Here is a 25,791-nt window from a genome sequence, read left to right on the forward strand (position 1 = left end):
GGTGCCCGGCCCCGGACCCGCCGCCCTCTCCCCGGCCCGGCGGGCCGCCGACCTCGACGCGGTGGCCGGTGCGGCCGTCGACGTCGTGGTGGTCGGTGGCGGGGTGACCGGCGCGGGCGTGGCCCTCGACGCGGCCACCCGCGGCCTCTCCGTGGTCCTCCTGGAGCGGGCCGACCTCGCGGCCGGCACCAGCCGGTGGTCCTCGAAGCTCGTGCACGGCGGACTGCGCTACCTCGCGCACGGCGAGCTCGGGCTGGCGCGGCAGAGCGCCCGCGAGCGCGCCGTCCTCATGGGGGCGACCGCGCCGCACCTGGTGCGCCCGCTGCCCTTCCTCGTGCCCGACGCCGCGGGCCGCGACGTCACGGCGCTGGCCGAGCTGGGCGGGCGGCTCGGGGACGCCGTCCGCGCCTCGGTGCCCGGCGGCCGCCGCTCGCTGCCGGCGACCCGGCGGGTGGACGCCGCCGAGGTGGCCCGCGCGACGCCCGGTGTGCGGGGCCGCCGCGGCGGGGTCGTCTTCTGGGACGGGCAGCTGACCGACGACGCCCGGCTGGTGGTCGCCCTCGCCCGGACCGCGGCCGCCTGGGGGGCCCGCGTCGTGACCGGGGCGGCCGTGCGCGCGGTGGACGGCGCCGACGTGCACGTCGAGCTCGACGGCGGCCTCGCCGGCGGGGGAACGCTGACCCTGCGGGCGCGGGTGGTGGTCAACGCGACCGGGGTGTGGGCGCAGCGGCTGGCGCCGGGCATCCGCCTGTCGCCGTCCCGCGGGTCGCACCTCGTCGTGCCGGCCGCCCGGCTCGGGTCGCCCTCAGCGGCCCTCACCGTGCCGCTGCCCGGGTCGCGTTCCCGCTACGTCTTCGCGCTGCCACAGCCGGGTGGGCTGGTGCACCTCGGCCTGACCGACGAGCCGGTGCCCGGCCCGGTGCCCGACGACGACCCGGTGCCGTCGGAGGCCGAGGTGCAGCAGCTGCTCGACACGGTCAACCGGGTGCTCGCCGATCCGCTGACCCGCGCGGACGTCGTCGGCAGCTACGCGGGGCTGCGGCCGCTGGTGCTGCCCGCCTCGGCCGGGGCCGGCCCCGGGAACGCCACCGCGGACCTGTCGCGCCGGCACCTGCTGCGGTGGGACGGACCGGTCCTGTCCGTCGTCGGCGGCAAGCTGACCACCTACCGCGCCATGGCGCAGGAGGCCGTCGACGCGGTGCTCACCCGCCTCGGCCGGCACGGGCCGCGGTCGCGCACCGCGCGGCTGCCGCTGGTGGGAGCGGCGCCGCGGGGAGCGCTGGACCGCGTCGCGGCGCCGGCCCGGCTGGTCGCGCGCTACGGCACCGAGTCGCCCGCGGTCGCCGCGCTGGGAGCGGAGCCGGTGGTCGAGGGCCGGCCGGAGACGGTGGGGGAGCTCCGCTTCGCCGTCCGGGCCGAGGGCGCGCGCTCCGTGGCCGACCTGCTCGACCGGCGGGTGCGGATCGGCCTGGTGCCCGCCGACCGCGAGCGCGCCGTCCGGGTGGCCGAGCAGGTGCTGGCCGCCGAGCTGTAGGTCCGGCCGGACTGCCGATCGTCCCCGTGAGGACAGGGAGCGGCGTGCGTCACTAGGCTCCCGGCTGCGGCCGAGCGCGGGGCCCACCCGCCCGCCGCGAGGGGGTGGGACGTGGCACTGGATCCCGGGGTGCTGGCCGAGCTGGAGTCGATCGTCGGGCGCGAGCACGTCCGGCACCGGGAGGGCGAGGTCGCTCCGTACGCCCGGGACGCCACACCGTTGTTCTCCTCCGCGCCGGACGCGGTGGTCTTCCCGGCGCGCACGGAGCAGGTCGCCGCCGTCCTGCGGCTGGCCACCGCCCACCGCGTCCCGGTCGTGCCCCGCGGCGCCGGCTCGAACCTGTGCGCGGCGACCGTGCCGCTGCAGGGCGGCATCCTGCTGGTGCTCACCCGCATGGACCGCGTGCTCGAGGTCAGCACCGACGAGCTGCTGGTCCGCGCCGAGCCCGGCGCCACCACGGCCACCGTCGCCGAGGCCGCCGCCGCCAAGGGGTTGCTGTTCGCGCCCGACCCGGGCAGCCGCACCGTCTCGACCGTGGGCGGCAACGTCGCGACCTGCGCCGGTGGCCTGCGCGGCCTCAAGTACGGCGTCACCCGCAACTACGTGCTGGGTCTCGAGGTCGTGCTGCCCAGTGGCGAGGTGATCCGCACCGGCGGCCGGCTGTGGAAGGACGTCGCCGGTTACGACCTGACCCGCCTCCTCACCGGCTCGGAGGGCACCCTCGGCGTCATCACCGAGGTGACCCTGGCGCTGCTGCCCATGCCGGCGACGGCGAGCACCGGGGTGGCCTACTTCTCGTCGCTGGCCGACGCCGGCCGCGCGGTGACGCAGGTCCTCGCCCACGGCGTGGTGCCGGCGACGCTGGAGTTCCTCGACCGCACCTGCATCGGGGCGGTGGAGGACTACGCCAGGCTGGGGCTGCGCACCGATGCCGGGGCGCTGCTGCTCTTCGGGGACGACGGCGAGCCGGACGCCGTCGAGCGCAACCTGACCCGCATGGGCGAGCTGTGCGCCGACGAGGGGGCCCTCGAGGTCACCGTGGCCAAGGAGGTCGCCCAGTCCGAGGCGCTGCTGGCCGCCCGCCGCTGCTCCCTGCCGGCGCTGTCCCGGCTGAACACGCTCACCGTGCTGGAGGACGTCACCGTGCCCCGCCCGCGGCTGGCCGAGATGGTCGACCGGATCGAGGCCGTCGCCGCCCGGCACGAGCTGCTGATCGGCACCTTCGGCCACGCCGGCGACGGCAACCTGCACCCCACCGCCGTCGTCGACGCCCGCGACCCCGCCGCTGCCGAGCGCACCCACGCCGCCTTCGCCGAGATCTTCGCCGCCGCCCTCGAGCTCGACGGCACCATCACCGGGGAGCACGGCGTGGGCGCCGCCAAGCTGCCCTACCTCCGCGACCGGCTGGGAGACGACCAGATGGCACTGCTCCGGCGGATCAAGACCGCCTTCGACCCGGCCGGCATCCTCAACCCCGGGAAGACGGGATCGTGACCTCACGGATGGACGCAACGGCGCGGCGCGGACGTGCCGACGAGCGCAGCGAGGAGGTCGCGTGAGCGGCGAGGTGTCGGGTGCTACGGACGCCCCGGGGGCCGCAGGCGCGGCGTCGCGGGGCATCTTCCCGCCCGAGCTGCTCGACCGGTGCATCTCCTGCGGGTTCTGCCTGCCCGCCTGCCCGACGTACGCGCTGAGCAAGGACGAGAAGTCCTCGCCACGAGGGCGGATCACGCTGATGCGCGCGCTGGAGACCGGCGCGCTGGAGGACGACGACCCGACGCTGCGGGAGGAGTCCTCGTTCTGCCTGGGCTGCCGGGCGTGCGAGCCGGTCTGCCCGGCCGGCGTGCAGTACGGCGAGCTGCTCGAGCACTGGCGCTCGCACCAGTGGCAGGGCCGGCACCGGCCGCCGCTGGCGCGGGTGCTGACCAACGTCGTCGTCCGCAACTGGCTGGTGCGCCGTCTCGGCACCTTCCGAGGGCACGCGCGCACGGCCACGTCGTCCCCGCAGGGTCCGCACCTGATGCTGGGCTGCTTCGAGCGCGCACTGTTCCCGGCGGTGAGCCGGGCGGCGCGACGGCTGCGCCCGGAGCTGGACGCCCCCGGTGACCAGGGGTGCTGCGGTGCCCTGCACGCGCACAACGGCGACCTGGAGCTGGGCCGCGAGCTGGCGCGGCGGCTCGGCGAGCAGCTGCCCGGCCGGATCGTCACCACCGCGGGTGGCTGCGCGGCGCACCTGGCCGGCGTGCTGGGCCGCGACCGGGTGCAGGAGTTCTCCGAGTACGCGGCCCGCGACGGCTCGGCGGCCTTCGGCGAGCTGCGGGTCGACGGGCGGCGGGCGCGGGTCGCGCTGCAGGACTCCTGCCACCTGCGCAACGGGATGGACGTCTGGCGGGAGCCGCGGGAGCTGATCGCCGCCGTCGCCGACTACGTCGAGCTGCCCGGCGCGGCGCAGTGCTGCGGCTCGGCGGGTACGTACTCGCTGCTGCGGCCGAGGGACAGCCGCCGGGTGCTGGCCCCGAAGCTCGACCAGATCGAGGCCGCCGGCGTCGACTTCGTCGTGGCGGTGAACCCCGGCTGCCAGCGGCAGCTGGTCACCGGCCTGCGCCGCCGTCGGTCGAAGGTGCGTGTGCTCCACCTGACCGAGCTGCTGGCCGCTGCGCAGGACGGCGGGCTGCCCCGCCGCCGGCTCCGGCTCGGAGCACGGCCGGGCCGCCGCGCCGAGGTCCCCGCCGACGAGCCCGCCGGGCTGGCCGCCCACCTGAACGACCGGCCTCTGCCCGACGACCCGGGCGCGGCCGGTGCCGGCCGGCCCGACGCGCTCGACGGGTCCGCCGGCCCCGACGAGGTGCACCGCAGCTGACCTGCCGGCGGCCAGGCGGGCGGTCAGCCGCCGTGGCGGGCGGCGTTGGCCTGGACGGCGGTGCTCACGTACTCCGCCAGGCCGGGTGCGATCTGCTCGTAGTGAGCGGCGAACCGCTCGTCCTCCACGTACATCCGGCCCAGGCAGGCGTGCATCTCGGGCGGGCAGTCGTAGAAGTTCCGGGTGATCTGCTGCCGGTGCTCCTCCGCCACGTCCATCGCCTGCTCGGAGTCGGCCGGGAGGCCGGCCCGCATCGCCTCGGCGAAGCGCCGCTCGACGTCCTCGCCCTCGGCCTTGATCCGGACCCAGTCCTCCTTGGTGTAGCTGCGGGTGCGCCGCTGGGACTGCGCCCACGCGTCGGTGTCGCCCCAGCGCTCCTCGGCCTCCGCCTCGTACTGCGCCGGGTCCTGGTCACCGAACAGCTCGAACCGCTCCTCCGGGGTCAGCGAGATCCCCATGTGCCGTGCCTCCATCTCCTTCTCGACGGCCGCGACCATCGCCCGCGTCCGCTCCATCCGGTCGAGCAGCAGCCGGTGCTGCCGGCGCAGGTGCTCGGCCGGGTCGGCGGCGGGGTCGTCGAGCAGGGCCGCGACCTCCTCGAGGGGGAACCCGAGCTCGCGGTAGACCAGCACCTGGTGCAGCCGGTCCAGGTCCGCCGGCGCGTACCGCCGGTAGCCCGCGGCCGTCCGGCCGGACGGCGACAGCAGCCCGATCCGGTCGTAGTGGTGCAGCGTGCGCACGGTCACCCCGGCCAGCGCCGCGACCTCTCCCACGTTCACGGTGTCCCTCCTCCCTGACGGCGACCAGTGCACAGCCTGACGTCGCGTCAGGGTCAAGCGCGATGCCGGGGTCGTGCGTCAGGCTGGTCGGGTGGATCCCAAGGAGGCACTGCTCGGGTACCTGCGCGTCCGCCGGGCCGACCTGCTGGCCAAGCTCGACGGCCTCGGCGAGTACGACGTCCGCCGGCCGATGACGCCGACCGGTACCAACCTGCTCGGGCTGGTCAAGCACGTCGGCTACGTGCAGCTCGGCTACTTCGGCGAGGTCTTCGGCCGGCCCAGCGGACAGGCCTACCCGTGGGACGACGGCGGCGAGCCGGACGCCGACATGTGGGCGACCGCGGAGGAGTCCCGGGCCGACGTCCTGGAGCTGTACGCGTTCTCGGCCGCGCACGCCGACGCGACGGTCCAGGCGCTGCCGCTGGACGCCGTCGGCGAGGTGCCGTGGTGGCGGGAGGAGCGGCGGCACCCGTCGCTGCACACGATCCTGGTGCACGTGTCCGTGGAGGTGGCCCGGCACGCCGGCCACGCCGACGTCCTCCGCGAGCTCATCGACGGGGCAGCCGGCATGAGCCCGGAGAACAGCAACCTGCCCGACCGCAGCGCCGCCGAGTGGGCGGCGTACCGGGACCGCATCGAGGCCGCCGCGCGGCGGGCCGCCGGATCGACCCCCTCGGGCGGTGCCGGGCCGGGGGATGGGTGAGGATCGCAGGCATGGCCGCCGACGTCTCGCCCGACGACCCGTTCACCCGCCAGCGCGTCCGGGTCGACCGCCGGGCCGACGGCAACCTCCAGATGGCCTACGTCGAAGCCGGGCAGGGCGACCCGATCGTCTTCCTGCACGGCAACCCCACGTCGTCCTACCTGTGGCGCAACGTCATCCCGCACGTGCAGCACCTCGGCCGCTGCCTGGCGCCGGACCTGATCGGCATGGGTGAGTCGGACAAGCTGCCCGACCCCGGCCGCGGCAGCTATTCGTTCTCCGCCCACGCCGGCTTCCTCGAGCGGTTCCTCCAGGAGGTCGGCGCGACCGAGCGGGTCACCTTCGTGCTGCACGACTGGGGCTCGGCGCTGGGGTTCGACTGGGCGCACCGGCACCCCGGCGCGGTCCGCGGCCTGGCGTTCACCGAGGCGCTGGTCGTCCCGCTGACCTGGGCCGACTGGCCGGCCGCGGCGCGCGGGATCTTCCGCACGATGCGCGGACCGGACGGTGAGGCCGCGGTGCTGGAGAAGAACGTCTTCGTGGAGAAGATCCTGCCCGCGTCGGTGGCCCGCGGCCTGAGCCCGGAGGCGCACGCACGCTACCGCGAGCCCTTCGCCGACCCGGCGCACCGCTGGCCGACGCTGGAGTGGCCGCGACAGCTGCCGATCGAGAACGTGCCGCCCAAGGTGCGCGACGTCGTCGCGCGCTACGGCCAGTGGCTGCGCACCAGCGACGTCCCCAAGCTGTTCCTCGACGCCGACCCGGGCTCGATCCTGGTCGGCCGGCAGCGGGCGTTCGTGCGCAAGTGGGCGGCGCTGACCGAGGTGACGGTGCCCGGCTCGCACTTCGTCCCGGAGGACTCACCGCACGAGATCGGCCGGGCGCTGGCCGACTGGATCCCGACGCTGCGGTAGAGACCCCCTGCTGGTCCCCTCGGCGGCCCAGGCATGCCGAGCAGGGGCCGCGAGAGGTGGCGAACGGGCGGGATGTGCCCCAGGAACCTCCACCCCTGCTCCCTCCTGGAAGCAGGGGTGGAGGTTCCTGGGTGGGTCACCGCGTCCCGACGTGGGGACGCAGGTCCTCAGCCGGTCACCGCGTCCTGCGGCCCGCGCGCAGGGCCTCCGCGGTCTTCTCGATGCGGGCGGCGCGGGTCTCGGGCTTCTTGGCCTCCTCGACCCAGCGCACCCACTCCTTGCGGTGCGAGGGCGCCAGGCCGGAGAAGAACGCCGTCGCCTCGTCGTCCAGCGCGGCCGCGAGGTCCTCGGGCAGCGGCGTCTCGCGCGGCGCGGTGTCCAGCTCGACCCGGACGTCGACCTCCTGGCCGGCCCGCACCCCCGCGGCCTCCCGGTGCTCGGCGGCCAGCGGGATCCAGAACGCCCCGCCCATCGGTGCGATCGTCGTCCGGTAGCCGTAGCCGCCCAGGGTGACGGTCACCGGCGGCCGCTTCCCCCCACCCAGGGCCGTGACGACGTCGTCGGGCACCTGCAGCCCCGTCGCCGTCTTGCCGCCGAGCACCACCGTCGTCCGGAACTCCACGGCGCGCAGCGTAGGGCTAGTCGAGGGCCCGGCGGCGGAAGCCGACCAGGCTCGCCACACCGAAGACGACGAGGAAGCCCGCCAGCGCCACCGCGCACAGCCACAGCGGCAGGTGCGGCACGGCCGGCGCCATCTCCGCGCGCAGCGCCTCGCTGACGTAGGTCAGCGGGTTGAGCGCGCATACCACCTGGAACCAGCGCAGCGTGTCCAGCGACTGCCACGGGAACTGGGTGGACCCGGTGAACAGCAGCGGCGTCAGGACGACGGCGAAGACGACGTTGATCCGGTTGGGCTTCACGAACGTCCCGAGCGTCATGCCCATCACCGCGCCGACCAGCGAGCCGAGCACCAGGAACGCGGCCAGCACCGGCAGGTCGCCCCACTCGACCGGCAGCGTGCCGAGCACCCACCAGCTGATCGGGAACATCACCACCGCGGCCACCAGCGCCCGCAGCAGCGCGAACACCACCTTCTCGACGGCGACCAGCGCGGTGGGCAGCGGCGCGAGCAGCCGGTCCTCGATCTCCTTGGTGAAGGAGAAGTCGATGACCAGGGGGAAGGCGGTGTTCTGCAGCGCGGTCAGGAACGCGGTCAGCGCGATGACCCCAGGCAGCAGCACGTCGGAGTACTGGCTGGTGGCGAAGCCGAGCTCGACGAGCACCTTGCCGAAGACGAACAGCAGGAAGACCGGCTGCAGCACGACCTGCAGCAGGAAGGGCACCAGCTCGCGGCCGGTGACGAAGACGTCGCGCCACAGCAGCGCGCGGAACGCGCGGCCGACGTCCGGCCGGCCGGGCGCGGGGCTGCCGACCCCGGCGACCAGCCCCGGTACGGCGGTGTCCGTGCTCATCGCAGCTCCCGTCCGGTGAGGCTGAGGAAGACGTCCTCGAGGCTGGGCTCGCCTATGCGCACGCCGGTCAGCCGGGCACGCCGCGCACCGAGCGCCTCCGACACCGGGCCCACCAGCGCGGCGGCGTCCCCGGAGAGGTAGAGGCGGGCGCGCAGCCCCGCGCCGTCGGCGACCGGCTCGACGCGCTCGGCCAGCGGGCCGAGGGCCGCCAGCACCGCGTCGTCGGTGTCCTCGGGCGCGCGCTCGACGTCGATGTCGAGCGTGGCGCTGCCCGGCAGCGAGCGGGTGAGCGCTGCGGGGGTGTCGAGGGCGAGCAGCCGGCCGTGGTCCATGATCCCGACCCGGTTGGACAGCGTCGCCGCCTCGTCCATGTCGTGCGTGGTGAGGACGACGGTGACCCCGCCGTCGCGCAGCTCCCGCACCCGGTCCCACACGAACAACCGGGCCTGCGGGTCCAGCCCGGTGCTCGGCTCGTCGAGGAAGACCACCTGCGGGGCGTGCATGAGCGCGCGGGCGATGAGCAGCCGCTGCGCCATCCCGCCGGAGTAGTCGTCGACCTTGTCCCCGCCACGCCCGCCCAGGCCCAGCTGCTCGAGGAGCGCGTCGGCCCGGCGGTTGCGCTCGGCCCGGCCGACGCCGTGGTAGGCGGCGTGGAAGACCAGGTTCTGCCGGGCGGTCAGCGCGCGGTCGAGGTTGGGCCGCTGCGGCACCACCGACAGCCGGCTGCGCGCGGTGACCGGATCGGCGGCGACGTCCACCCCGGCGACGCTGGCCGTGCCCGAGGTGGGCAGCACCCGGGTGGTGAGGACGCCGATCGTCGTGGTCTTGCCCGCGCCGTTGGGGCCGAGCAGGCCGAAGACCTCGCCGCGCCGCACCGAGAAGGAGATCCCGTCGACGGCGTTGACCGGCCGGCCGGGGTAGCGCTTGACGAGGTCGGTCACCTGCACGGCGAGGTCGGCCGGTCGCGGCGCTCCACCCGTGTCCATCGGCGGCCATGCTGCCACCGCCGACGGCCGGGGCCGAGCGGGTTACGCGGAGAGCGCAGCAGCCGTCCGCACCGTGGGGACGACGCCGGGGGTGCCGGGATGGGACCGGTTGCTGAACTCCCGCATCTCCGCGTGCCAGCGACGCATCGCAGCACGGTGCGGATGGGTCCGGACGAACGCGTGCACCGCGGCCTCGTCGTCCCACCACGACACGGTGGTGAAGTGGCGGGCCAGCGGCTGGGCGCGCAGGTGCAGCGACCTGGCGCCCGGAGCAGCCATCGTCTGGGCCCGGATGGCCAGCGAGTCGCGGAAGAACGCCGGGACGTCCCGGAGCCGGCGCAGGTGCAGGTGGGTGACCATGACGACGCCCGGGCCGTCGCCGACGTGCTCGGCGGTCCACGGCAGGTCGGGGATGACGGGCACGGGTGACCTCCTCGGTGCCTCCCCCGTGGATCGTCACGCTAGGTCCGTCCTCCGCGGGTGGGCAGTGGCCTTGTGCCCGTTCCGCCGACGGCGCAGCGGGCCTCAGTGCGGCGGCGCCGGCCGGCGGGCGCGCCGGGCCGCCTTCACCTCGTACATCGCGGTGTCGGCGGCGGCCAGTGCCGTGTCGGAGGTGTCGCCGTCACTGCACAGGGCGATGCCGACGCTCACCCCCACGTGGTGCTCGGCACCGGTCGAGGTGCGCAGCGGTGGGGCGAACACCGCGGAGACCCGTCCGGCGACCTCCTGGGCCACCGACGACGTGCCGGTGCCGGGGCAGAGGACGACGAACTCGTCGCCGCCGATCCGGGCCACCGTGTCCCCGGGCCGCACCGCTCCGGACAGCCGGCGGCCGGCCTCGACCAGCACCTCGTCGCCGGCCGCGTGCCCGGCCGTGTCGTTGACCTGTTTGAAGCCGTCCAGGTCGCAGTAGAGGACCGCCAGGCCGGTCCCGGTACGCCGGGCAGCGCCGAGGGCCTGCGCCAGCCGGTCCACCAGCAGCGTGCGGTTGGGCAGCCCGGTGAGCGGGTCGCGCAGGGCCGCCTCGCGCAGCTGGTCCTCCAGGGTCCGCTGTGCGGTGATGTCGGTGACCGCGACGACGGCGCCGAGCACCGTGCCGTCGTCGTCGTGGATCACCTCGGCCGACGACAGGCTGATGCGGCGCGGCCCACCCGGCGCCCCGGCCACCAGCTCGAGGTCGCGCACGGGCTCGCCGCGGAGCACGCGCGCTATGGGCGCGTCGTGCGGGTCGAGCGGGGTCACCCCGTCGGCGAGGTAGAGCTCCTCCAGCAGGTCGCCCGGCGGTAGGTGCTCGCCGTCCCACTGGTGGCCGGCCCAGCCGGCGAGGATCCGGTTGACGTGGGTCACGGTGCCCGTGGTGTCCGAGGCGATCACACCGACGGGGAGGGCGTCGAACAGCGCGCGGTCGAAGGCCCTGGCCTGGCCGAGCTCGGCGTGCGCACGCTCCGCCGTCCGGCGGGCCTCCTCGGCCCGCTCCACCAGGGTGGCCTCGCGCGCGGTCCGGTGCCGGTCGACCAGGGTCAGCGCCACGGAGGTCAGGTCGGACAGCTGCGCGACCTGGTCCGCGGTCAGCTCGTGGGGGCGCTCGTCCCAGACGCAGAGGCCACCGAGGACCGTGCCGTCGTCGGCCCGCAGGGGAGCGCCGGCGTAGAAGCGCACGTCCGGCAGCCGCCCGTCGACCACCGGGTCGACGGGGGAGTCGGGGTCGGCACGCAGGTCGGGGGACCAGGACACCCCGGGGGAGCACGACGCCCGCGCGCAGAGCGCCGCCGGGTGCGGTCCGGCCCGGTGCTCGGCGTCGAGCACCAGCAGGTCCACGGGCCGGTCGCCGTCCACGAGGGACAGCGCCGCCCGTGGCGCCCCGGTCACGGCTCGCGCCAGGCGGAGCACCGCCGTCAGGTCGGCCCGGCCCCGCTCGTCGAGGGCGTCCACGACCGGGCGTGCGGCCTGCTGACCGGCGCCCGGTCCGGTCGACGCCGGTGACACGTCCACGAGCGTAGGCACGGGGTCTCCTCACCGGGCCCGGATGGCCCCCACGGCGTCTTACGGCACCGACCGGTCCGCGCTGGACCCCTGCCCCCCTCCCGGGTGACCGTCAACCGGCGAGCGTGCGCACCGTCTCCACCGCGGCGACGACGGCGAAGACGAGGAAGAGCACCGCGGCGACCCGGCGGATCAGCGCGACCGGCAGCCGGTCGGCCAGCTTCTTCCCGAGGAAGACGGCCAGCCCCGAGACGGTGAGCAGCGCGGCCCAGGCGCCGGCGAAGACCGACACCGGGTCGTCCAGGCGCGCCGCCAGCCCGGCGGTGGCCAGCTGGGACAGGTCGCCCCACTCGGCGGCGAACAGGACGCCGAAGGAGATCGCCGCAGCCCGGAGGAACGACGTGCGCTCCCGGGCGGCGGCGGCCTCCCCGGCGTCCTCCGGCCCGCTGGAGGCGCTGCGCCACAGCAGGACGGCGCCGACCAGGAACAGCAGCGCCACCACGCCGCTGACCAGCGCCTCGGGCAGCAGCGAGAGCAGGCTGCCGGCCGTGACGGCGATCGCCACCTGCAGGCCGAACGCCGTCCCGACGCCGACGAACACCGGCAGCGGCGGGAAGCGGGTGGCCAGGACCAGGCTGGCGAACAGCGTCTTGTCCGGGAGCTCCACCGGCAGGACGAGCACGAAGGCGGTCAGCACGACCGTCAGGGACACGGGGTTCTCACTTCCGTCAGGGCGCTGCCGGACGGATGCGGGCAGCCTCCGACCGGCAGCTGCCGGCGATGGCGACTGCGGTCGAAGGTCTCGCCCACCCACGGCCGAGCGTGGGTCCGCTGACCGGGCGCCCGGGGGCGCCAGCGTGTCGACCAGCGGACGGGGGGCTACTCCCCTTCTCGGCCGGAGAGCCTAGCCCAGCGGTGCCCGGAATCCGGCTGCGGGCCGGGGGGACCCGCGCTACCGTCCGCGCCGTGCCGTTCCGTTGACGCCCGCCCAGGACGACCCTGCCGCCCGCCGCCCGACCGCTCGCGCGCCTGGCGGTGGGCTGGACCGCGCTGTCCGAGCTGGTACCGCTCTACCCGCTCTATGCGCTGCTGTTCCTCGACACCGGGCTCTCGGCCGCCGAGATCTCGCTGCTGTTCGCCGCCTGGTCGGTCACGGCGGTGCTCACCGAGGTGCCGGCCGGGGCGCTGGCCGACCGGTGGTGCCGCCGGGGCGCGCTCGTCGTGGGCGGCGTCCTGGAGGCGGCCGCCTTCGCCGTGTGGACCGTCACGCCGCAGTTCGGGGGCTTCCTCACCGGCTTCGTCGTCTGGGGCGTGGCCGGCGCGCTGGTCTCCGGCACGGTCGAGGCCCTGGTCTACGACGCCCTGGCGGAGGTGGGCGCCGAGGGCTCCTTCGCCCGGGTGAACGGCTGGATGACGTCGGCCGAGCTGCTCGTGCAGATCCCGACGGCGGCCGCGGCCGGCCTGCTGTACGCCGTCGGCGGATACCCACTCGTCGGCTGGGCCAGCGCCGGGGTGTGCCTGGCCTGGGCGGCGCTGGCCCTGCGCTTCCCCGAGCCGCTGCGGGAGCCCGACGGCGACTCGGTGCTCGGCACCCTGCGCCGGGGCGTCGCCGAGGCCCTCCGCGCGCCCGGGCTGCGCCTGACCGTGCTCGCCGCCGCGCTCGTCGGCGGCCTGGACGCCGTGGAGGAGTACTTCCCGGTGCTCGCCGGGGCCCGCGGGGTGCCGGCGGTCGTCGTCCCGGCCGCCGTCCTGGGCATCATGCTGGCCGGCGCGCTCGGCGCGGCGCTGGGCGGGCGGGCCGACCGGCTGCCCGACCGCGCGCTACCGGTGCTCCTGCTCGTCTCGGGCGTGCTGCTGGGGGCGGTGGCCCTCGTCCCCGGCCCGGCGGCGCTGGCGGTGGTGGCGGTCGCCTACGGGCTCTACCTGGCGGTGCTGGTGGTGGCCGAGGCCCGGCTGCAGGAGCGGATCGACAGCGCCCGCCGGGCGACGGTCACCTCGGTGGCGGGCCTGGGCACCGAGCTGGCCGCCCTGCTGGTGTTCGCGGCCTGGGCAGTGGGCGGTGTCGCGGCAGTGGCGGCGCTCGTGGTGGCCGTCGTCCCCGTGGTGGCGGCGGGCCTGCGCCGGCCGCCGGTCAGCTGACGCCGGCCGGGGCGCGGGGGAGGTCCACCGACAGCCGGGGGAGCAGGGCGTGCACCAGCGGGCCGATGGCCAGCGCGTACAGCACGGTCGCGACGCCCAGCGTGCCGCCCAGCAGCCAGCCCGCCGCCACGACGACGACCTCGATCGACGTGCGCACCAGCCGGACCGAGCGGCCGCTGCGGCGCACCAGGCCGGTCATCAGCCCGTCCCGCGGCCCCGGGCCCAGCCGCACGCCGATGTAGGCGGCGGTCGCGACCGCGTTCAGGGCGATGCCGAGGCCCGCGAGCGCGACCCGGAGGGGGAGGGGCGACGGTTCGGGCAGGACGGCGAGCGCGGCGTCCAGCGCCAGGCCGATGACGACGACGTTGCTCACCGTGCCCAGCCCCGGTCGTTCGCGCAGCGGGATCCAGGCCAGGAGCACCAGCGCGCCCACGACCATCGTGACGATGCCCAGCGACCAGCCGAGCTGGCGGGCCAGGCCCTGGTGCAGCACGTCCCACGGCATGACGCCCAACCCCGAGCGCACGAGCAGGGCCATCGACAGCCCGTAGAGCACCAGGCCCGCGTAGAGCTGGACGAGGCGGCGGACCGGCCGGGCGGGCAGGAGGTGGTGCATGCCCCGATCCTCCGTCAAGATTGGCCTGGCAACCACAGGCCAATCCACGAGAGGTGGCATGGAGATGACGTCCGCCCGATCCCTGGCCGCGCTCGTCGGCGACCTCGCCACCGACCGGCCCCCGCGCTACGCGGCGCTGGCCGGGCGCATCCGCCGGCTGGTCGCGGACGGCAGGGTGCCCCTGGGTACGCGCCTCCCGGCGGAGCGGGAGCTGGCGACGGCGCTCGCGGTCAGCCGGGCCACCGTCACCGCGGCCTACACCCGGCTGCGCGAGGACGGGTGGGCCACCGCGCGGCAGGGTGCCGGGACGTTCGCGGCGCTGCCCGCCGGGCCGCACCGGGGTGCGTGGGTGCCCGGGCCGGCCGACGACGGCGCCGTCGACCTCGCGCACGCCGCACCGGCGGCGCCCGCCGCCGTCCCGGCCGCGCTGGCCGCGGCCCTCGAGGAGCTGCCCCGCTTCCTCACCACGCACGGCTACCACCCCGCCGGCCTGCCCGACCTGCGGGCGCGGATCGCCGCGCGCTACACCGCCCGCGGCCTGCCCTCGACACCGGAGCAGGTCCTGGTCACCAACGGCGCGCTGCACGGGGTCTCGGTCGGCTTCTCGGCGCTGCTGCGGCGCGGGCAGCGGGTGCTCGTGGAGCAGCCGAGCTATCCCAACGCCCTGCAGGCCGCCCGGGCCCTCGGCGCCCGCGTCCTCCCCGTCGCGCTCGACCCCGACGAGCCCGCAGCCTGGCTCGACGCCGCTGAGCGGACGCTGTCCGCCGTCCGGCCCGCGGCGGCGTACCTGATGCCGGACTTCCAGAACCCGACCGGGGTCCTGCTCGACGCGGCCGGCCGGGAGCGGCTGGCCGGAGCGCTGCGCCGCAGCGGCGTCCCGGCGGTGGTCGACGAGACGTTCGCCGAGCTGGGGCTCGACGCGACGGCACCGCCGCCGCTGGCCGCCTTCGGCCCCGGGCTGCTCTCGGTGGGGACGCTGAGCAAGGTGTCGTGGGGCGGTCTGCGGGTGGGCTGGGTCCGCGCCGAGGCCGACGTGGTCCGCCGGCTGACCGCGGTCGCCGTCCGGACGTCGATGTCCGGGCCGGTCCTCGAGCAGCTCGCCGCCTGCGCGCTGCTCGACGGTCTGGACGAGTCGCTGGCCGCCTGGCGCGGGCAGCTGCGCGAGCGGCGGTCGGTGCTGACCGCCGAGCTGCGGCAGCGGCTGCCCGACTGGCGGGTCCCCGAGCCCGCGGGTGGCCTGGTGCTCTGGTGCGGGTTGCCCTCGCCGCGCTCGCGCGCGGTGGTCGCGGCCGCCGAGCGGCTGGGGCTGCGGCTGGCCGCCGGTCCGCTGTTCGGCACCGGCCACACCCTCGACGACCGGCTGCGGCTGCCCTACACGCAGCCTCCGGAGGTCCTGCGCCGGGCGGTGGCCCTGCTGGCACGGGCCGACGCCGAGGCGACCGGGGCGCGGCCGCCGGCCCGTCCCGCCGAGGAGCCGCAGCCGGTGGTCTGACCCGACCTCAGCCGGTGTCCTGCGCCGCGCGGGCGTGCCGCAGGTAGGCCGAGGGGGTCGTGCCGGTGACCGCCCGGAAGTCGCGGCTGAAGTGCGCCTGGTCGAACCAGCCGAGGGACGCCGCGAGGCCCGCCAGGTCGTCCGCCTCGCCGGCGTCGATCGCCGCCGCGGCGTCCTGCAGCCGGTACCGCGCGAGCACCGCCTTGGGGCTCAGCCCGACGTAGGCCGCGAACAGGCGCTGCAGCGAGCGGACGCTCATCGCCCCGAGCGCCGCCACCTGCTCGACCCGGACCAGGGCGCGGTCGGCGGCCATCCGCTCGAGCACGGCGAGCAGCTCCCGGTACGCCACGGGCGGTTCCGGGGCCAGCGGGGCGAGGGCCGCATCGAGTGCCGCCGTGCGGGCGTCGTCGTCCTCGACGGCGAGCACCGCGTCGAGCAGCCGGGCGGCGTCGAGGCCCAGCGACCCGCCCAGCGGCGCCACCGAGGCCCGGCCGGGCAGCCGGCCGCCCAGGGCGACCCAGCCGCCCGGCCGGAACTTGGCCGCGGTCACCCGACCCGTCCCGACCAGGTCGATGGTGAAGCGGCGCGGAGTGACCCCGTGCACCAGGACGGCGGGCAGCGCGTGCCCGAACCGCGGCTCGGAGCCGGACTCCACCGACAGGTTCACGCTGGGGTGGCTGAGCACCTCCGAGCGGTACGGCCGCCGACCGGTCCGGTCCCAGCGCACCGACCAGTACCGCTCCACGAACGGCGCCAGCACCGGGTTCACGGGGGCGTCGCGACGCAGACCCGCCTCCCGGGCGGTCTCGGCCGGTCGCAGCAGGCCGCTCGCCGGACCTGTCGCGTTCGTCCAAGACGGCACGGCCGGAGCGTAGGCAGGGTCGGGGGCATGGCGATCACGAACGGCCGCCCCGACGGCTACACCACGCTGACCCCGTTCCTCGTCTGCTCCCCGGCGGCCGAGGCGATCGGTTTCTACGCCGACGTGTTCGGCGCCACCGTCGTCCAGCGCATGGACGGTCCCGACGGCACGGTCGTGCACGCGGAGCTCGACGTCGGCCTCGGCCGGCTCCAGCTGGGCGACCCGAACGACGCCTACGGCCTGACGGTCCCGACCGGGCGGGAGGCGGACCGGGTGAGCAGCTCGACATGCATCTACGTCGAGGACGTCGACGCGGTGTTCGCCCGTGCCGTCGAGCGGGGTGCCACGGTGCGCGAGGAGCCGGCCACCTTCGTGACCGGTGACCGGTTCGCCTCCGTCTACGACCCGTTCGGCCACCGCTGGGCGATCATGACGAAGGTCGAGGACGTCAGCGCCGAGGAACAGGAGCGGCGGCTCGCCGAGTGGGCGGCGTCCGGCGCGCAGTGACCGGCTGTCTCCTCCCGCCGGTGGTCACCTCGCCCGATGATCAGGTGAGCTGATCCCAGCGGGTCCTGGCTCACCACCAGATGTGAGCCAGGACCCGCGACAGCGAGCTCAGCTGATCACCGCCGTGATACCGCCGTGACACCGCCGGGGACACCGCCGGGGGCACCGCCGGGGACGTGGAGGGTCAGCCGCGGCGGTGGCTCCGGCGGGCGATGCGGGCGGCGAAGACCCCGGCGGCGTGGCCGTTGTCGATGTTGCTCACCACGACACCGGGTGAGGCCGCGTTGAGCATCGTCAGCAGCGCGCTGAACCCGCCGAGCGAGCCCGGCTGTCCGGTCGAGGTCGGGACGGCGACGATCGGCAGGTCGGTCAGCACACCGAGCAGGCCGGCCATCGACGCGTCGAGCCCCGCGACGACGACCAGGCAGTCGACGTCCTCGGGCAGCGTGTCGCCCGGCAGCCCGGCGCGGAACCGGCTGCCGCCGACGTCGTCGACCCGCACCACCGCGGTACCGGTGACGCGCGCGGCGAAGGCGGCCTCGGCGGCCACGCCGGGGTCGCCCCCGATCCCGCACAGCACGCCGATGCGGCCGGCGGGCTCGGGCAGCGGGCCGACCGCCGCGGACATCGAGGCGGCGTCGACCGTGGTGTAGGCGTCGTGCTCGCTGGCCAGCGCGACCAGCGTCTCGGCGGGCGCCCGGACGACGACCGCGGGCCGGTCGGGGAACTGCCGGCGCGCCTCGCGGACGAGCGCGAGCACCTGCTCGGTGCTGCGGCCGGGAGCCCAGATGACGTCGGGCTCGGCCGGCCGCCCGCCCGTCGGAGCGGGCGGGGGGAGGGGTGGCTCCGCGTGCAGCGCGGCGGCGGGCGGCGCCGGGGCCAGTGCCGGTTCCGCGGGGCTGCCCAGACCCAGCGGCGGGTCGGCCGGCTCGACGAGCAGGGGTGCGAAACCGGAGCTGACGGCGGTGGGGTCGGTCAGCGGGGAAGGCTGCACGGCAGGGACCCTAGGGGCCGGCGCGACCCGCTCCGGGGAGCCGGCGGCCGTCGTGTCGTCCCGGGAGGACCCGTCCGTCACAGCAGTCCCAGGCTGCTGCGGCGGCGGCCCGGGGAGCGCGTCCGGCGGACCGCCCACGGCCCGGGTCTGGGTCACCGCCGACAGCCGGACGACGCGGTCGCGGCCGGTGCGCTTGGCGTCGTAGAGGACGCCGTCGGCGGCGGCGAAGAGGGTGCGCCGGTCGTCGCCCCGCGTGGCCGAGGCGATGCCGACGCTGATCGTCACCGGCACGGGCAGCCCCAGCGCGGCCCAGTCGGTCTCGGCCACCGCGCGACGGCAGCGCTCGAGCGCGCGCTCGGCCTGCTCGGCGGTGGTGTCGGGGAGCAGGACGACGAACTCGTCACCGGCCCAGCGGCACACGTCGTCGGTGTCGCGGCACCCGGCCACGAGGATCTCGGCGACCCGGCGCAGGACGTCGTCCCCGCCGGCGTGGCCGACGGCGTCGTTGACCTCCTTGAACCGGTCGACGTCCACCACCGCCAGGGCGGGGGCGGCCCCGCTGGTGAGCAGCCCGTCGAGGGTGGCCTCGGCGTAGCGGCGGTTGGGCAGGTGCGTGAGCGGGTCCTCGTAGGCCTGCCGGCGCAGCTGCCCGGCGGCCCGCTCGGTCTCCAGCAGGCTCTTGCGCCGGCCGAACAGCTCCACCCAGCGGGTGCGCCGCTCGTCGACCCGGTCCAGCTCGTCGGCCAGGTAGGCCTGCAGGTAGGGCAGCGCCCGCCCGGCGTCGTCGAGCTCGGCGTGCAGCGTGCACAGCTCGCGCAGCGCCGCCCGGCGCAGCCGCGGCAGGCCGTGCTCGGTCGCCGTGGCGAGGGCCCGGGCCAGCTGCTCGTCGGCGCCCGGGCCGTCGCCCTGCCGGCGCAGCGCGCGGCCCAGGGCCAGCAGCGACGCCGTCTGCAGCGCCCCGTCGCCGGCAGCGGTGGCCCGGACGGCGGCCCGCAGCGGTCCGACGGCGGCGGCGTGCTCGCCGAGGCCCACCAGCGCCCAGCCGTGCACCACCCGCGCGGCCACGATCGCTCCGGCGGACTCCGGCGGCAGCAGGGCCAGCGCCTGCTCGGCGAGCGCGCGGGCCTCGGTGAAGTGCGGGGTGGCCGCCGCAGGGACGCCGTCGTCGAGCAGCGCCTCCCCGAGCTCGGCGCACAGCTCGCCCAGGGAGCTGGCCGCGCGGGCGACGAGGACGTCGGGGTCGCCGTCCTCCGGCCGCAGCGCACCCGGGACGGAGGCCGCGACCACCGCGGTCTCGTGCGCCCGCCGCTGGTAGTCCAGGGCCAGCGGCATCAGCTCCAGGTCGGCGAGCACGCCGGCGAGGGTGGTCAGCGTCTCCACCAGCAGGGCGGACGGCGGCAGCCCGGGGTCGAGCAGGCTGGCCGCCTCCACCGCCTCGTCCATGGCGGCGTCGACGCGACGCGACAGCAGCTCGATGCGGGCGTGCCGGGCCAGGCCGGCGGCCCGCTGCAGCTCGTCCTCGGTGGCGTCGAAGGCGGCCTTGGCCGAGCGCACCAGCGCGATGGCCAGTGCCGCGTGCGACGCCCGCGGTTCGCCGTCCCCGGACGCGGGGACGCCGTCGATGAGCTCGGCCACGCCGGCGTGCAGGTCCAGCGCGACGGCGGCGCCGGTGCCGGGCGCGGGTTCGAGCGGGTCGCCGACGAGGGTGAAGCCGGCCTTCCGCAGCCGGCGCACGAGCAGCTCGGCGCGCAGCGTGTCGGCCCAGGCCCGGCCCAGGTCGGCCGGGCGGGCGGGGTCGCCGTCACGGGGCGCGGGGGCCACGTAGGGGGAGGAGTCGGTGCCGACGTCGGCCAGCAGTTCCTCGGCGTCGTCGAGCTGCCAGTTGGAGAGGGCGGCGGTCACCCGGTGGTGCAGGGCTCCGGGAGGCACGAGCGCACTGTGCCCGCCGCTGTCAATGGAGTCGAGCACCGCACGGGGGGCACGCCGGGAGATGGCGGCACTCCTGTCACAACCGTCCCTCCCGGGCTGCGCCGTCACGGGGCGCCCTCGCTGACGCCCCGGACGCCGTGGGCGCGCACCCGGTTGCGCCCGCCGCGCTTGGCGGTGAACAGGTGCAGGTCGGCGGTGTCGAACAGGGAGCGCCAGCCCAGCGGCTCGTCTGCGGCCGCCGGGGCGGTGGCCACGCCGATGCTCACCGTCACCGGCTGGGGCAGCTGCAGGTCGCCCCAGTCGGCGTCGGCCACCGCGGCGCGCAGCCGGTCGACGGCGGCCAGCGCCTGGGTCTCGGTCGCTGTCGGCAGGACCACGAGGAACTCGTCGCCCGCCCACCGGTACACCTCGTCGCCGGTGCGGCTGTGCTCGCGCAGGAGGCCCGCGACGCGGCGCAGCACCTCGTCGCCGTGCGAGTGGGAGGTGTCGTCGTTGACCGCCTTGAACCGGTCGATGTCGACGACGGCCAGCGACACCGGCTCGTCGCCCACGCGCATGGTGGCCAACCGGCGCTCGGCGCTGCGCCGGTTGCCCAGACCGGTGAGCGGGTCCTCCAGCGCGACCCGGCGCAGGTGCGCGGTCTGCCGTTCGGCCTCGCGCAGCCGGCTGCGCCGCACGAACATCTCCGCCCACAGCTCCCGGCCGCGGGCGTGCGCCCGGCCGCTCTCGCCCCGGTAGGCCTCCAGCCAGTGCAGGGCCTCGGCCGGGCGGCCCATCGCCGCGGTGCTCTGGCCGAGCTCCAGCAGGCACTGCCGGTAACGCCGGCGGTCGCCGGCCGCGGCGAAGGCCCCGGCGGCGTCGACGAGCCGGTCGGTGGCCTCGGCGTCGTGCCCACCGCCGGACTGCGTGCGGGCCAGCCGGGTCAGCAGCCGGGCGAGCACCAGGTCGGCGTAGCCGCGCAGCCACGTCCCGCCGTCCCGGTGCACGCGCTCGTGCGCACGGCGCATCGGGCCGACGGCGTCCTCCACCTCCCCGCGGCCGGCCATCGCCCACGCCTGGACGACGTCGAGCAGGTCCTGCTCGCCCGGCTCGGCCTCCCAGTCCAGGGCGCGGGCGGCCTCGGCGCAGCCGACCGCCGTTCCGGCCAGCTCGCGGGCGCGCTCGGCCTGCCCCCGCCGGTGCAGCGTCTGCGCCAGCTCGGCGTGCTGCTGGGCGCACAGCTGCAGCAGCCGCCAGCGGTCGGGCACGCCCGGCAGCTGGTCCGCCACCCGGGAACCCTGCAGGGCGTGGGCGACGGCGAGCTCCTCGAGGTCGAGGGCGGCCAGGGTCAGCGAGAGCCACAGGTGGGTCTGGTGCAGGGCGCGGGAGGGCCCGTCGGCCGCCGTGGTCTCGGCCAGCAGGCTGGCGTCGATGGCGAGCATCATCGCCGCGTCGACGTGGTCGGCGGCCACCTCGACCCCCGCCAGGTACGCCAGGGTCAGCGCGGTCTGCGCGCTCGGGAGGCACCGGCCCAGGGCGTCGCGGGTGGCGGACACCTCGGCCGCCACCGCCTCGGGGTCGCCGTCGACCAGGCCGCGGCGGGCGGCCAGCGCGTGCCGCCAGGCGATCCAGCGGGGTTCGGTCGCGGCGTCCAGGACCGCGGTGGCACGGTCGTGCTCGGCGATGAAGGCGGCCACGTCGTCCCGGGCGCTCGCGCACAGCAGACGCCAGAGCGCATCATCGAGGTCACCCTCGGTGAGGCGTTCCGGGCCGGGGGTCACGCGCGCCTCCAACGACGGTCTGACCGCTGTGCGGCCACGGGACCGGCGACCCACGTCGCAGCTCCCCGGGCGGGGCATCGGCCCCCACCCGGCCGCTCTACCCTCGTCGGGTGCCTGGGACGCCTCCGACGCGGTACGCATATCTGGGACCCGAGGGTACCTTCGCCGAAGCGGCCCTGATCAGCGCCGTTGCCCCGGACGAGGGCTCCCGGTACCCCGCCGCCGGGGTGCCGGCCGCGCTGGCCGCCGTCCGTGCGGGGGACGCCGACGCCGCGCTCGTCCCGCTGGAGAACTCCGTCGAGGGCTCCGTGCCGGCCACCATGGACGGCCTGGCCGAGGGTGACCCGTTGCTGATCACCCGCGAGGTGTTCCTGGCACCCTCCTTCGTCCTCGCCGGCCGCCCGGGGACGACGTTGGCCGACGTCCGCTCGGTGGCCAGCCACCCGCACGCGCTGGCGCAGACCGCCGGCTCGCTGGCGCGGCTGCTGCCCGGCGTCGTCCCGCTGCCGGCGACCTCCACCGCCGAGGCCGCCCGGCAGGTCGCGGCCGGGGAGCACGACGCCGCGGTCTGCGCGCCGATCGCCGCTGAGCGGTACGGGCTCACCGCGCTCGCCGACGACGTCGCCGACCGGCCCGGCGCCGTCACCCGGTTCGTGCTCGTCGCGCCGCCGGGGCCGCTGCCCGAGCCCACCGGCAACGACAAGACCTCGCTGGTCGCCGTCGTCGGCGACCGCACCGGCGCGCTGCTGGACCTGCTGGGCGAGTTCGCCGGCCGCGGCATCAGCCTGACCCGCATCGAGTCGCGACCGACCCGCGAGCGGCTGGGCGTGTACTCCTTCTCCCTCGACTGCGAGGGACACGTCGTCGACGCCCGGGTGGGGGAGGCGCTGTCGGCGCTGCACCGGGTCTGTGACGAGCTGCGTTTCCTCGGCTCCTACCCGCGCACCGACGGCCGGGAGAACAAGCCGGTGACGCCGGTGTCGACCGACGCGGCGTTCAGCGAGGCCGCCGGCTGGCTTGAGCGGGTGCGGGCCGGCCGCGTCTGAGGAAGGGCACCCCTGCCCCCGGTCCTCCCAGCCCTGCCCGACCCCGCCGTTGATCATGGGGTTGTCGTCGGTCCGCACGGCGGGTCGTCCCGTGTCGCGTGCAACAACCCCATGATCAGCCGGGCCTACGGGGGGAGTGACCGGCGGCGTCCGTCAGACCCGTTCCAGCTCGCGCTCCGGCTCCTCGGGCGTGCGCCGTCGCGCCAGCCGGCTGGGCCACCAGGTGCGGTCGCCGAGCAGCACGACCGCCGACGGCACGACCAGCGTCCGGACGACGAAGGTGTCGAGCAGGACGCCGAAGCCGACCAGGAACCCGAGCTGGATGAGGATGACCAGCGGCAGCACGGTGAGCGCGCCGAAGGTGGCGGCCAGGACCAGCCCCGCGCTGGTGATGACCCCGCCGGTGACGGCCAGCGCTCGGATCGTGCCCTCCCTGGTCCCGTGCCGTCGCGACTCCTCGCGGGCCCGGGTCATGAGGAAGATGTTGTAGTCGATCCCCAGGGCGACGAGGAACACGAAGCCGATCAGCAGCACCTGCGGGTCGCTGCCGGGGAACCGGAAGAGGTGGTCGAAGGCCAGCGCGCCGACGCCCACGGTCGCGGCGGTGCTCAGCGCCACCGTGGCCACCAGGAGCAGCGGTGCGACGATCGCCCGCAGCAGCAGGGCCAGCACTCCGGTGATGACCAGCAGCACCAGCGGGACGATCACCGCCAGGTCGCGCGCCGCGGTCTCCTGGGTGTCCAGGTCGCTCGCCGTGGAGCCGCCGACCAGCGCCTCGGGGTCGACCTCGCGCACCGCCGTCCGCAGGTCCGCGACGGTGGCCTGGGCCGCCTCGCTGTCCGGCGCGTCGGTCAGGGTGGCGTCGAGCCGGACCCGGCCGTCCACCTCGACCGGCTCGCCCCCGCCGGCCCCGGGCGGGCCGGCCTGCTCGCCGGTGTAGGGCGCCACCCCGGCGACGCCGTCGACCCCGGCCGCCGCGTCCGCCACGTCCTCCCAGCCGTCGGCGGGCGTGATGACGGTGGCCGGGCTCGCGCCGCCCGCGTCGAAGTGCCGGGCCAGGGCCTCCTGTCCGGCGGCCGACTCCGACCCGCCGCGGACGGCCTCGGACAGCGGGATCCCGTCGGCGTCGAACGTGGGCAGGAACGCGGCCAGGGCGAACAGGCCGGCCAGTGCCCACACCAGGACCCGGGCGGGACGGCGGCCGACCGCCGTCGCCACGCGCTCCCAGCCCCGACCGCGCGGCTGCTCGTCGCCGTACCGCGGCAGGAACGGCCAGAACGCGGCCCGGCCGAGGAGCACCAGGACCGCCGGCAGGAAGGTGAGTGCGGCGAGCACCGCGAACGCGATCCCGACCGCGGAGATCGGTCCGAGGCCGCGGTTGGAGCCGAGATCGGAGAAGAGCAGGCACAGGACGCCCAGGACCACCGTGGCGCCGCTGGCCACGATCGGCTCCCAGGACTGCCGGAGCGCCGCCCGCATGGCGGTCGACCGGGACTCCGAGTGGCGCAGTTCCTCCCGGTAGCGCGCGACGAGCAGCAGGCCGTAGTCGGTGGCCGCGCCCACGACGAGGATCGACGCGATGCCCTGGCTCTGCCCGTTGACGTCGATCCAGCCCTCGCGGGCCAGGAGGTAGGCCACCGCCAGGGACACCACCAGCGCCAGGCCGGCGGTGCCGATGACCAGCAGCGGCAGCAGCGGGCTGCGGTAGACGACCAGCAGGATGAGCAGGACGACGCCGAACGCCGCGATCAGGAGCAGGCTGTCGATCCCCGAGAAGCCGTCGGCGAAGTCGGAGAAGACCGCTCCCGGTCCGGTGACGTAGGTGGTGGTGCCGTCGACGCCGGGCAGGTCCCGCAGGCCGGTGACCACCTCGCCGAGCCGGTCGCCGAGGTCGGGGCTGAACGGCAGCACCGCCTGCGCGGCCGCGCCGTCCTCGGACGGGATGGGCGGTGAGGGCTCGCCGACGAGCGCGCCGGCGTCCTCGGCCACCGCCACCGCCTGGTCGGTGCGCTCGGCGATCCCGGCCAGCGCCGCCGCGTCCAGCGTGCCGTCGTCGCTCTCCCACAGCAGGATGACCGGAAGGCTCCGTTCGGTCCGGAAGCCGGCCTGCAACTCGGTGACGCGCGTCGACTCCGCGCTGTCGGGCAGGAACGCCGTCGAGTCGTTCTCCTGGACCTCGGTCAGCTTTCCGCTGGTCGGCCCCAGCGAGCCGGCGAGACCGAGCCAGAGGAGGGCGACGACGGCGGGGATGAGCCAGCGGGCGACGGAGCGCATGATGTCCTTCGATGGTCGATCATCTCGATCGTCGAGATAATACGGCGGGCGGTGGTCGTGCGCCAACGGGAGGTGGTGGATGTCCGGGGACGCCGACGGGGTCCGGCAGGAGGTCGCGCTGCTGCTGCGCCGGCTGAACGTGGAGCTCGACGCGGTCGGGCAGCGGTTCGCCTCGATCCACGGGCTGGGACGGACCGACGTCCGCGCGCTGGTCGCGATCATGGACGCCGCACGCCGAGGGGAGGCGTTGACCGCCGGGACGCTGGGGCAGGCCGTCGAGCTGAGCTCGGCGTCGGTGACCGCGCTGGTCGACCGGCTGGAGCGGGTCGGCCACGTCCGGCGGGTGCGCGACGCGGCCGACCGGCGGCGGGTGGCGCTCGAGATGACCGAGAGCGCCATGGCGGCCGGTGGCCAGTTCTTCGGCGGGCTCAACCGCGACCTGCTCGCCGCGATGGCGGACTACTCCGAGGACGAGCTCGCCGTCGTCCGCCGCTTCCTCGAGCAGATGACCGACGTGATCGTGCGCCACGCCCGGGCCGGCGGCTGAGCGCTGCGTGCACCCGTGGTCGGCTCCTAGAGGTAGAGGCCGGTGGACTCCTCGATCCGCTCGGCGGCCACGGCGTGCACGTCCCGCTCGCGCAGGATGACCAGCTCCTCGCCGTGCACCTCGACCTCGTGCTGGTCCTCGGGGGAGAAGAGCACCTGGTCGCCGACCTTCACCTGGCGGACGCTCGACCCCACGCCGCGCGCCTCACCCCAGACCAGCCGCTTGGCCACCTGCGCGGTCGCCGGGATGAGGATGCCGCCGGTGGACCGTCGCTCGCCGTCCTCCCTGCGCAGCGCGACCAGGATGCGGTCGTGCAGCATCTTGATCGGCAGCCCGCTGCCCTTGCCCTCAGCCACGCCTGAGCACGGTACGCGGCGGACTCCCCGGCGCTTTC

At 76.3% G+C, this 25,791-nt stretch carries 23 protein-coding genes; 10 read left to right on the forward strand and 13 right to left on the reverse strand.

Annotation, left to right across the window (positions count from 1 at the left end):
* The first annotated feature begins 1 nt into the window (after window position 1).
* From ACWIX3_RS05360 to ACWIX3_RS05370, 3 genes are all read left to right on the forward strand, one after another.
* Window positions 2-1,534, forward strand: coding sequence for a glycerol-3-phosphate dehydrogenase/oxidase (locus ACWIX3_RS05360; protein ID WP_448611043.1), 1,533 nt, complete (start codon window positions 2-4; stop codon window positions 1,532-1,534).
* Window positions 1,535-1,645: 111 nt separating this feature from the next.
* Window positions 1,646-3,028: an FAD-binding oxidoreductase gene (locus ACWIX3_RS05365; protein WP_448611044.1), complete on the forward strand. Its 1,383-nt coding sequence runs from the start codon at window positions 1,646-1,648 to the stop codon at window positions 3,026-3,028.
* A 61-nt stretch (window positions 3,029-3,089) separates the two neighbouring features.
* Window positions 3,090-4,394 carry a (Fe-S)-binding protein gene (locus tag ACWIX3_RS05370; protein WP_448611045.1) on the forward strand — a complete coding sequence of 435 codons (1,305 nt, stop codon included), beginning with the start codon at window positions 3,090-3,092 and terminating at the stop codon, window positions 4,392-4,394.
* Between the two features lie 23 nt (window positions 4,395-4,417).
* Here the strand turns inward: ACWIX3_RS05370 and ACWIX3_RS05375 are convergent, their stop codons facing one another.
* Window positions 4,418-5,173: a MerR family transcriptional regulator gene (locus ACWIX3_RS05375; RefSeq protein ID WP_448611046.1), complete on the reverse strand. Its 756-nt coding sequence runs from the start codon at window positions 5,171-5,173 to the stop codon at window positions 4,418-4,420.
* A 91-nt stretch (window positions 5,174-5,264) separates the two neighbouring features.
* On the opposite strand from ACWIX3_RS05375, the gene ACWIX3_RS05380 reads away from it, so the two are divergent.
* Window positions 5,265-5,876, forward strand: a complete 612-nt coding sequence (locus tag ACWIX3_RS05380) for a DinB family protein (RefSeq protein ID WP_448611047.1) — start codon at window positions 5,265-5,267, stop codon at window positions 5,874-5,876.
* A gap of 11 nt (window positions 5,877-5,887) precedes the next feature.
* A complete protein-coding gene (locus ACWIX3_RS05385) occupies window positions 5,888-6,790 on the forward strand; it encodes a haloalkane dehalogenase (protein ID WP_448611048.1) in 903 nt (300 codons plus the stop codon).
* Window positions 6,791-6,965: 175 nt separating this feature from the next.
* On the opposite strand, the gene ACWIX3_RS05390 is transcribed toward ACWIX3_RS05385, so the two are convergent.
* From ACWIX3_RS05390 to ACWIX3_RS05415, 6 genes are all read right to left on the reverse strand, one after another.
* Window positions 6,966-7,412: a DUF1905 domain-containing protein gene (locus ACWIX3_RS05390; RefSeq protein ID WP_448611049.1), complete on the reverse strand. Its 447-nt coding sequence runs from the start codon at window positions 7,410-7,412 to the stop codon at window positions 6,966-6,968.
* A 16-nt stretch (window positions 7,413-7,428) separates the two neighbouring features.
* Window positions 7,429-8,262, reverse strand: a complete 834-nt coding sequence (locus tag ACWIX3_RS05395) for an ABC transporter permease (protein WP_448611050.1) — start codon at window positions 8,260-8,262, stop codon at window positions 7,429-7,431.
* Entirely contained in the window at window positions 8,259-9,248 is a 990-nt protein-coding gene (locus ACWIX3_RS05400) for an ABC transporter ATP-binding protein (protein WP_448611051.1), read from the reverse strand. The genes ACWIX3_RS05395 and ACWIX3_RS05400 overlap by 4 nt, the downstream gene beginning before the upstream one ends.
* Before the next feature lie 42 nt (window positions 9,249-9,290).
* Window positions 9,291-9,671: an antibiotic biosynthesis monooxygenase gene (locus ACWIX3_RS05405; RefSeq protein ID WP_448611052.1), complete on the reverse strand. Its 381-nt coding sequence runs from the start codon at window positions 9,669-9,671 to the stop codon at window positions 9,291-9,293.
* Window positions 9,672-9,773: 102 nt separating this feature from the next.
* Window positions 9,774-11,252 (reverse strand): diguanylate cyclase domain-containing protein, encoded by a 1,479-nt coding sequence (locus ACWIX3_RS05410; RefSeq protein ID WP_448611053.1) that lies wholly within the window; start codon window positions 11,250-11,252, stop codon window positions 9,774-9,776.
* 91 nt (window positions 11,253-11,343) lie between these two features.
* Window positions 11,344-11,943, reverse strand: coding sequence for a TMEM165/GDT1 family protein (locus ACWIX3_RS05415; RefSeq protein WP_448611054.1), 600 nt, complete (start codon window positions 11,941-11,943; stop codon window positions 11,344-11,346).
* Window positions 11,944-12,266: 323 nt separating this feature from the next.
* On the opposite strand from ACWIX3_RS05415, the gene ACWIX3_RS05420 reads away from it, so the two are divergent.
* Window positions 12,267-13,370, forward strand: coding sequence for an MFS transporter (locus ACWIX3_RS05420; RefSeq protein WP_448611055.1), 1,104 nt, complete (start codon window positions 12,267-12,269; stop codon window positions 13,368-13,370).
* Here ACWIX3_RS05420 and yczE read toward each other — a convergent pair.
* On the reverse strand, window positions 13,363-13,986 hold the full coding sequence (yczE, locus tag ACWIX3_RS05425; RefSeq protein WP_448611056.1) for a membrane protein YczE: 624 nt from the start codon (window positions 13,984-13,986) through the stop codon (window positions 13,363-13,365). The genes ACWIX3_RS05420 and yczE overlap by 8 nt on opposite strands.
* A 64-nt stretch (window positions 13,987-14,050) precedes the next feature.
* Between yczE and yczR the strand changes: the two genes are divergently transcribed.
* Complete coding sequence (gene yczR, locus ACWIX3_RS05430; RefSeq protein ID WP_448611057.1) at window positions 14,051-15,478, forward strand: MocR-like transcription factor YczR; 1,428 nt, start codon at window positions 14,051-14,053, stop codon at window positions 15,476-15,478.
* Window positions 15,479-15,485: 7 nt separating this feature from the next.
* On the opposite strand, the gene ACWIX3_RS05435 is transcribed toward yczR, so the two are convergent.
* Entirely contained in the window at window positions 15,486-16,340 is an 855-nt protein-coding gene (locus ACWIX3_RS05435; RefSeq protein WP_448611058.1) for a helix-turn-helix domain-containing protein, read from the reverse strand.
* 27 nt (window positions 16,341-16,367) lie between these two features.
* On the opposite strand from ACWIX3_RS05435, the gene ACWIX3_RS05440 reads away from it, so the two are divergent.
* Complete coding sequence (locus ACWIX3_RS05440) at window positions 16,368-16,847, forward strand: VOC family protein (protein ID WP_448611059.1); 480 nt, start codon at window positions 16,368-16,370, stop codon at window positions 16,845-16,847.
* Between the two features lie 184 nt (window positions 16,848-17,031).
* Here ACWIX3_RS05440 and ACWIX3_RS05445 read toward each other — a convergent pair whose 3' ends face one another.
* Both ACWIX3_RS05445 and ACWIX3_RS05450 read right to left on the reverse strand, forming a co-directional pair.
* Window positions 17,032-19,770, reverse strand: a complete 2,739-nt coding sequence (locus tag ACWIX3_RS05445; RefSeq protein WP_448611060.1) for a diguanylate cyclase domain-containing protein — start codon at window positions 19,768-19,770, stop codon at window positions 17,032-17,034.
* 104 nt (window positions 19,771-19,874) lie between these two features.
* A complete protein-coding gene (locus tag ACWIX3_RS05450; protein ID WP_448611061.1) occupies window positions 19,875-21,530 on the reverse strand; it encodes a diguanylate cyclase in 1,656 nt (551 codons plus the stop codon).
* 110 nt (window positions 21,531-21,640) lie between these two features.
* Between ACWIX3_RS05450 and pheA the strand changes: the two genes are divergently transcribed.
* Window positions 21,641-22,576, forward strand: coding sequence for a prephenate dehydratase (pheA, locus tag ACWIX3_RS05455; RefSeq protein WP_448611062.1), 936 nt, complete (start codon window positions 21,641-21,643; stop codon window positions 22,574-22,576).
* 153 nt (window positions 22,577-22,729) lie between these two features.
* Here pheA and ACWIX3_RS05460 read toward each other — a convergent pair whose 3' ends face one another.
* Entirely contained in the window at window positions 22,730-24,850 is a 2,121-nt protein-coding gene (locus ACWIX3_RS05460) for an MMPL family transporter (protein ID WP_448611063.1), read from the reverse strand.
* Between the two features lie 79 nt (window positions 24,851-24,929).
* Between ACWIX3_RS05460 and ACWIX3_RS05465 the strand changes: the two genes are divergently transcribed.
* Entirely contained in the window at window positions 24,930-25,397 is a 468-nt protein-coding gene (locus tag ACWIX3_RS05465) for a MarR family winged helix-turn-helix transcriptional regulator (RefSeq protein WP_448611064.1), read from the forward strand.
* 26 nt (window positions 25,398-25,423) lie between these two features.
* Here the strand turns inward: ACWIX3_RS05465 and ACWIX3_RS05470 are convergent, their stop codons facing one another.
* A complete protein-coding gene (locus ACWIX3_RS05470; protein ID WP_255363279.1) occupies window positions 25,424-25,753 on the reverse strand; it encodes a GroES family chaperonin in 330 nt (109 codons plus the stop codon).
* Window positions 25,754-25,791 lie beyond the last annotated feature (38 nt).

The sequence above is a fragment of the Geodermatophilus sp. URMC 60 genome (assembly GCF_053502585.1).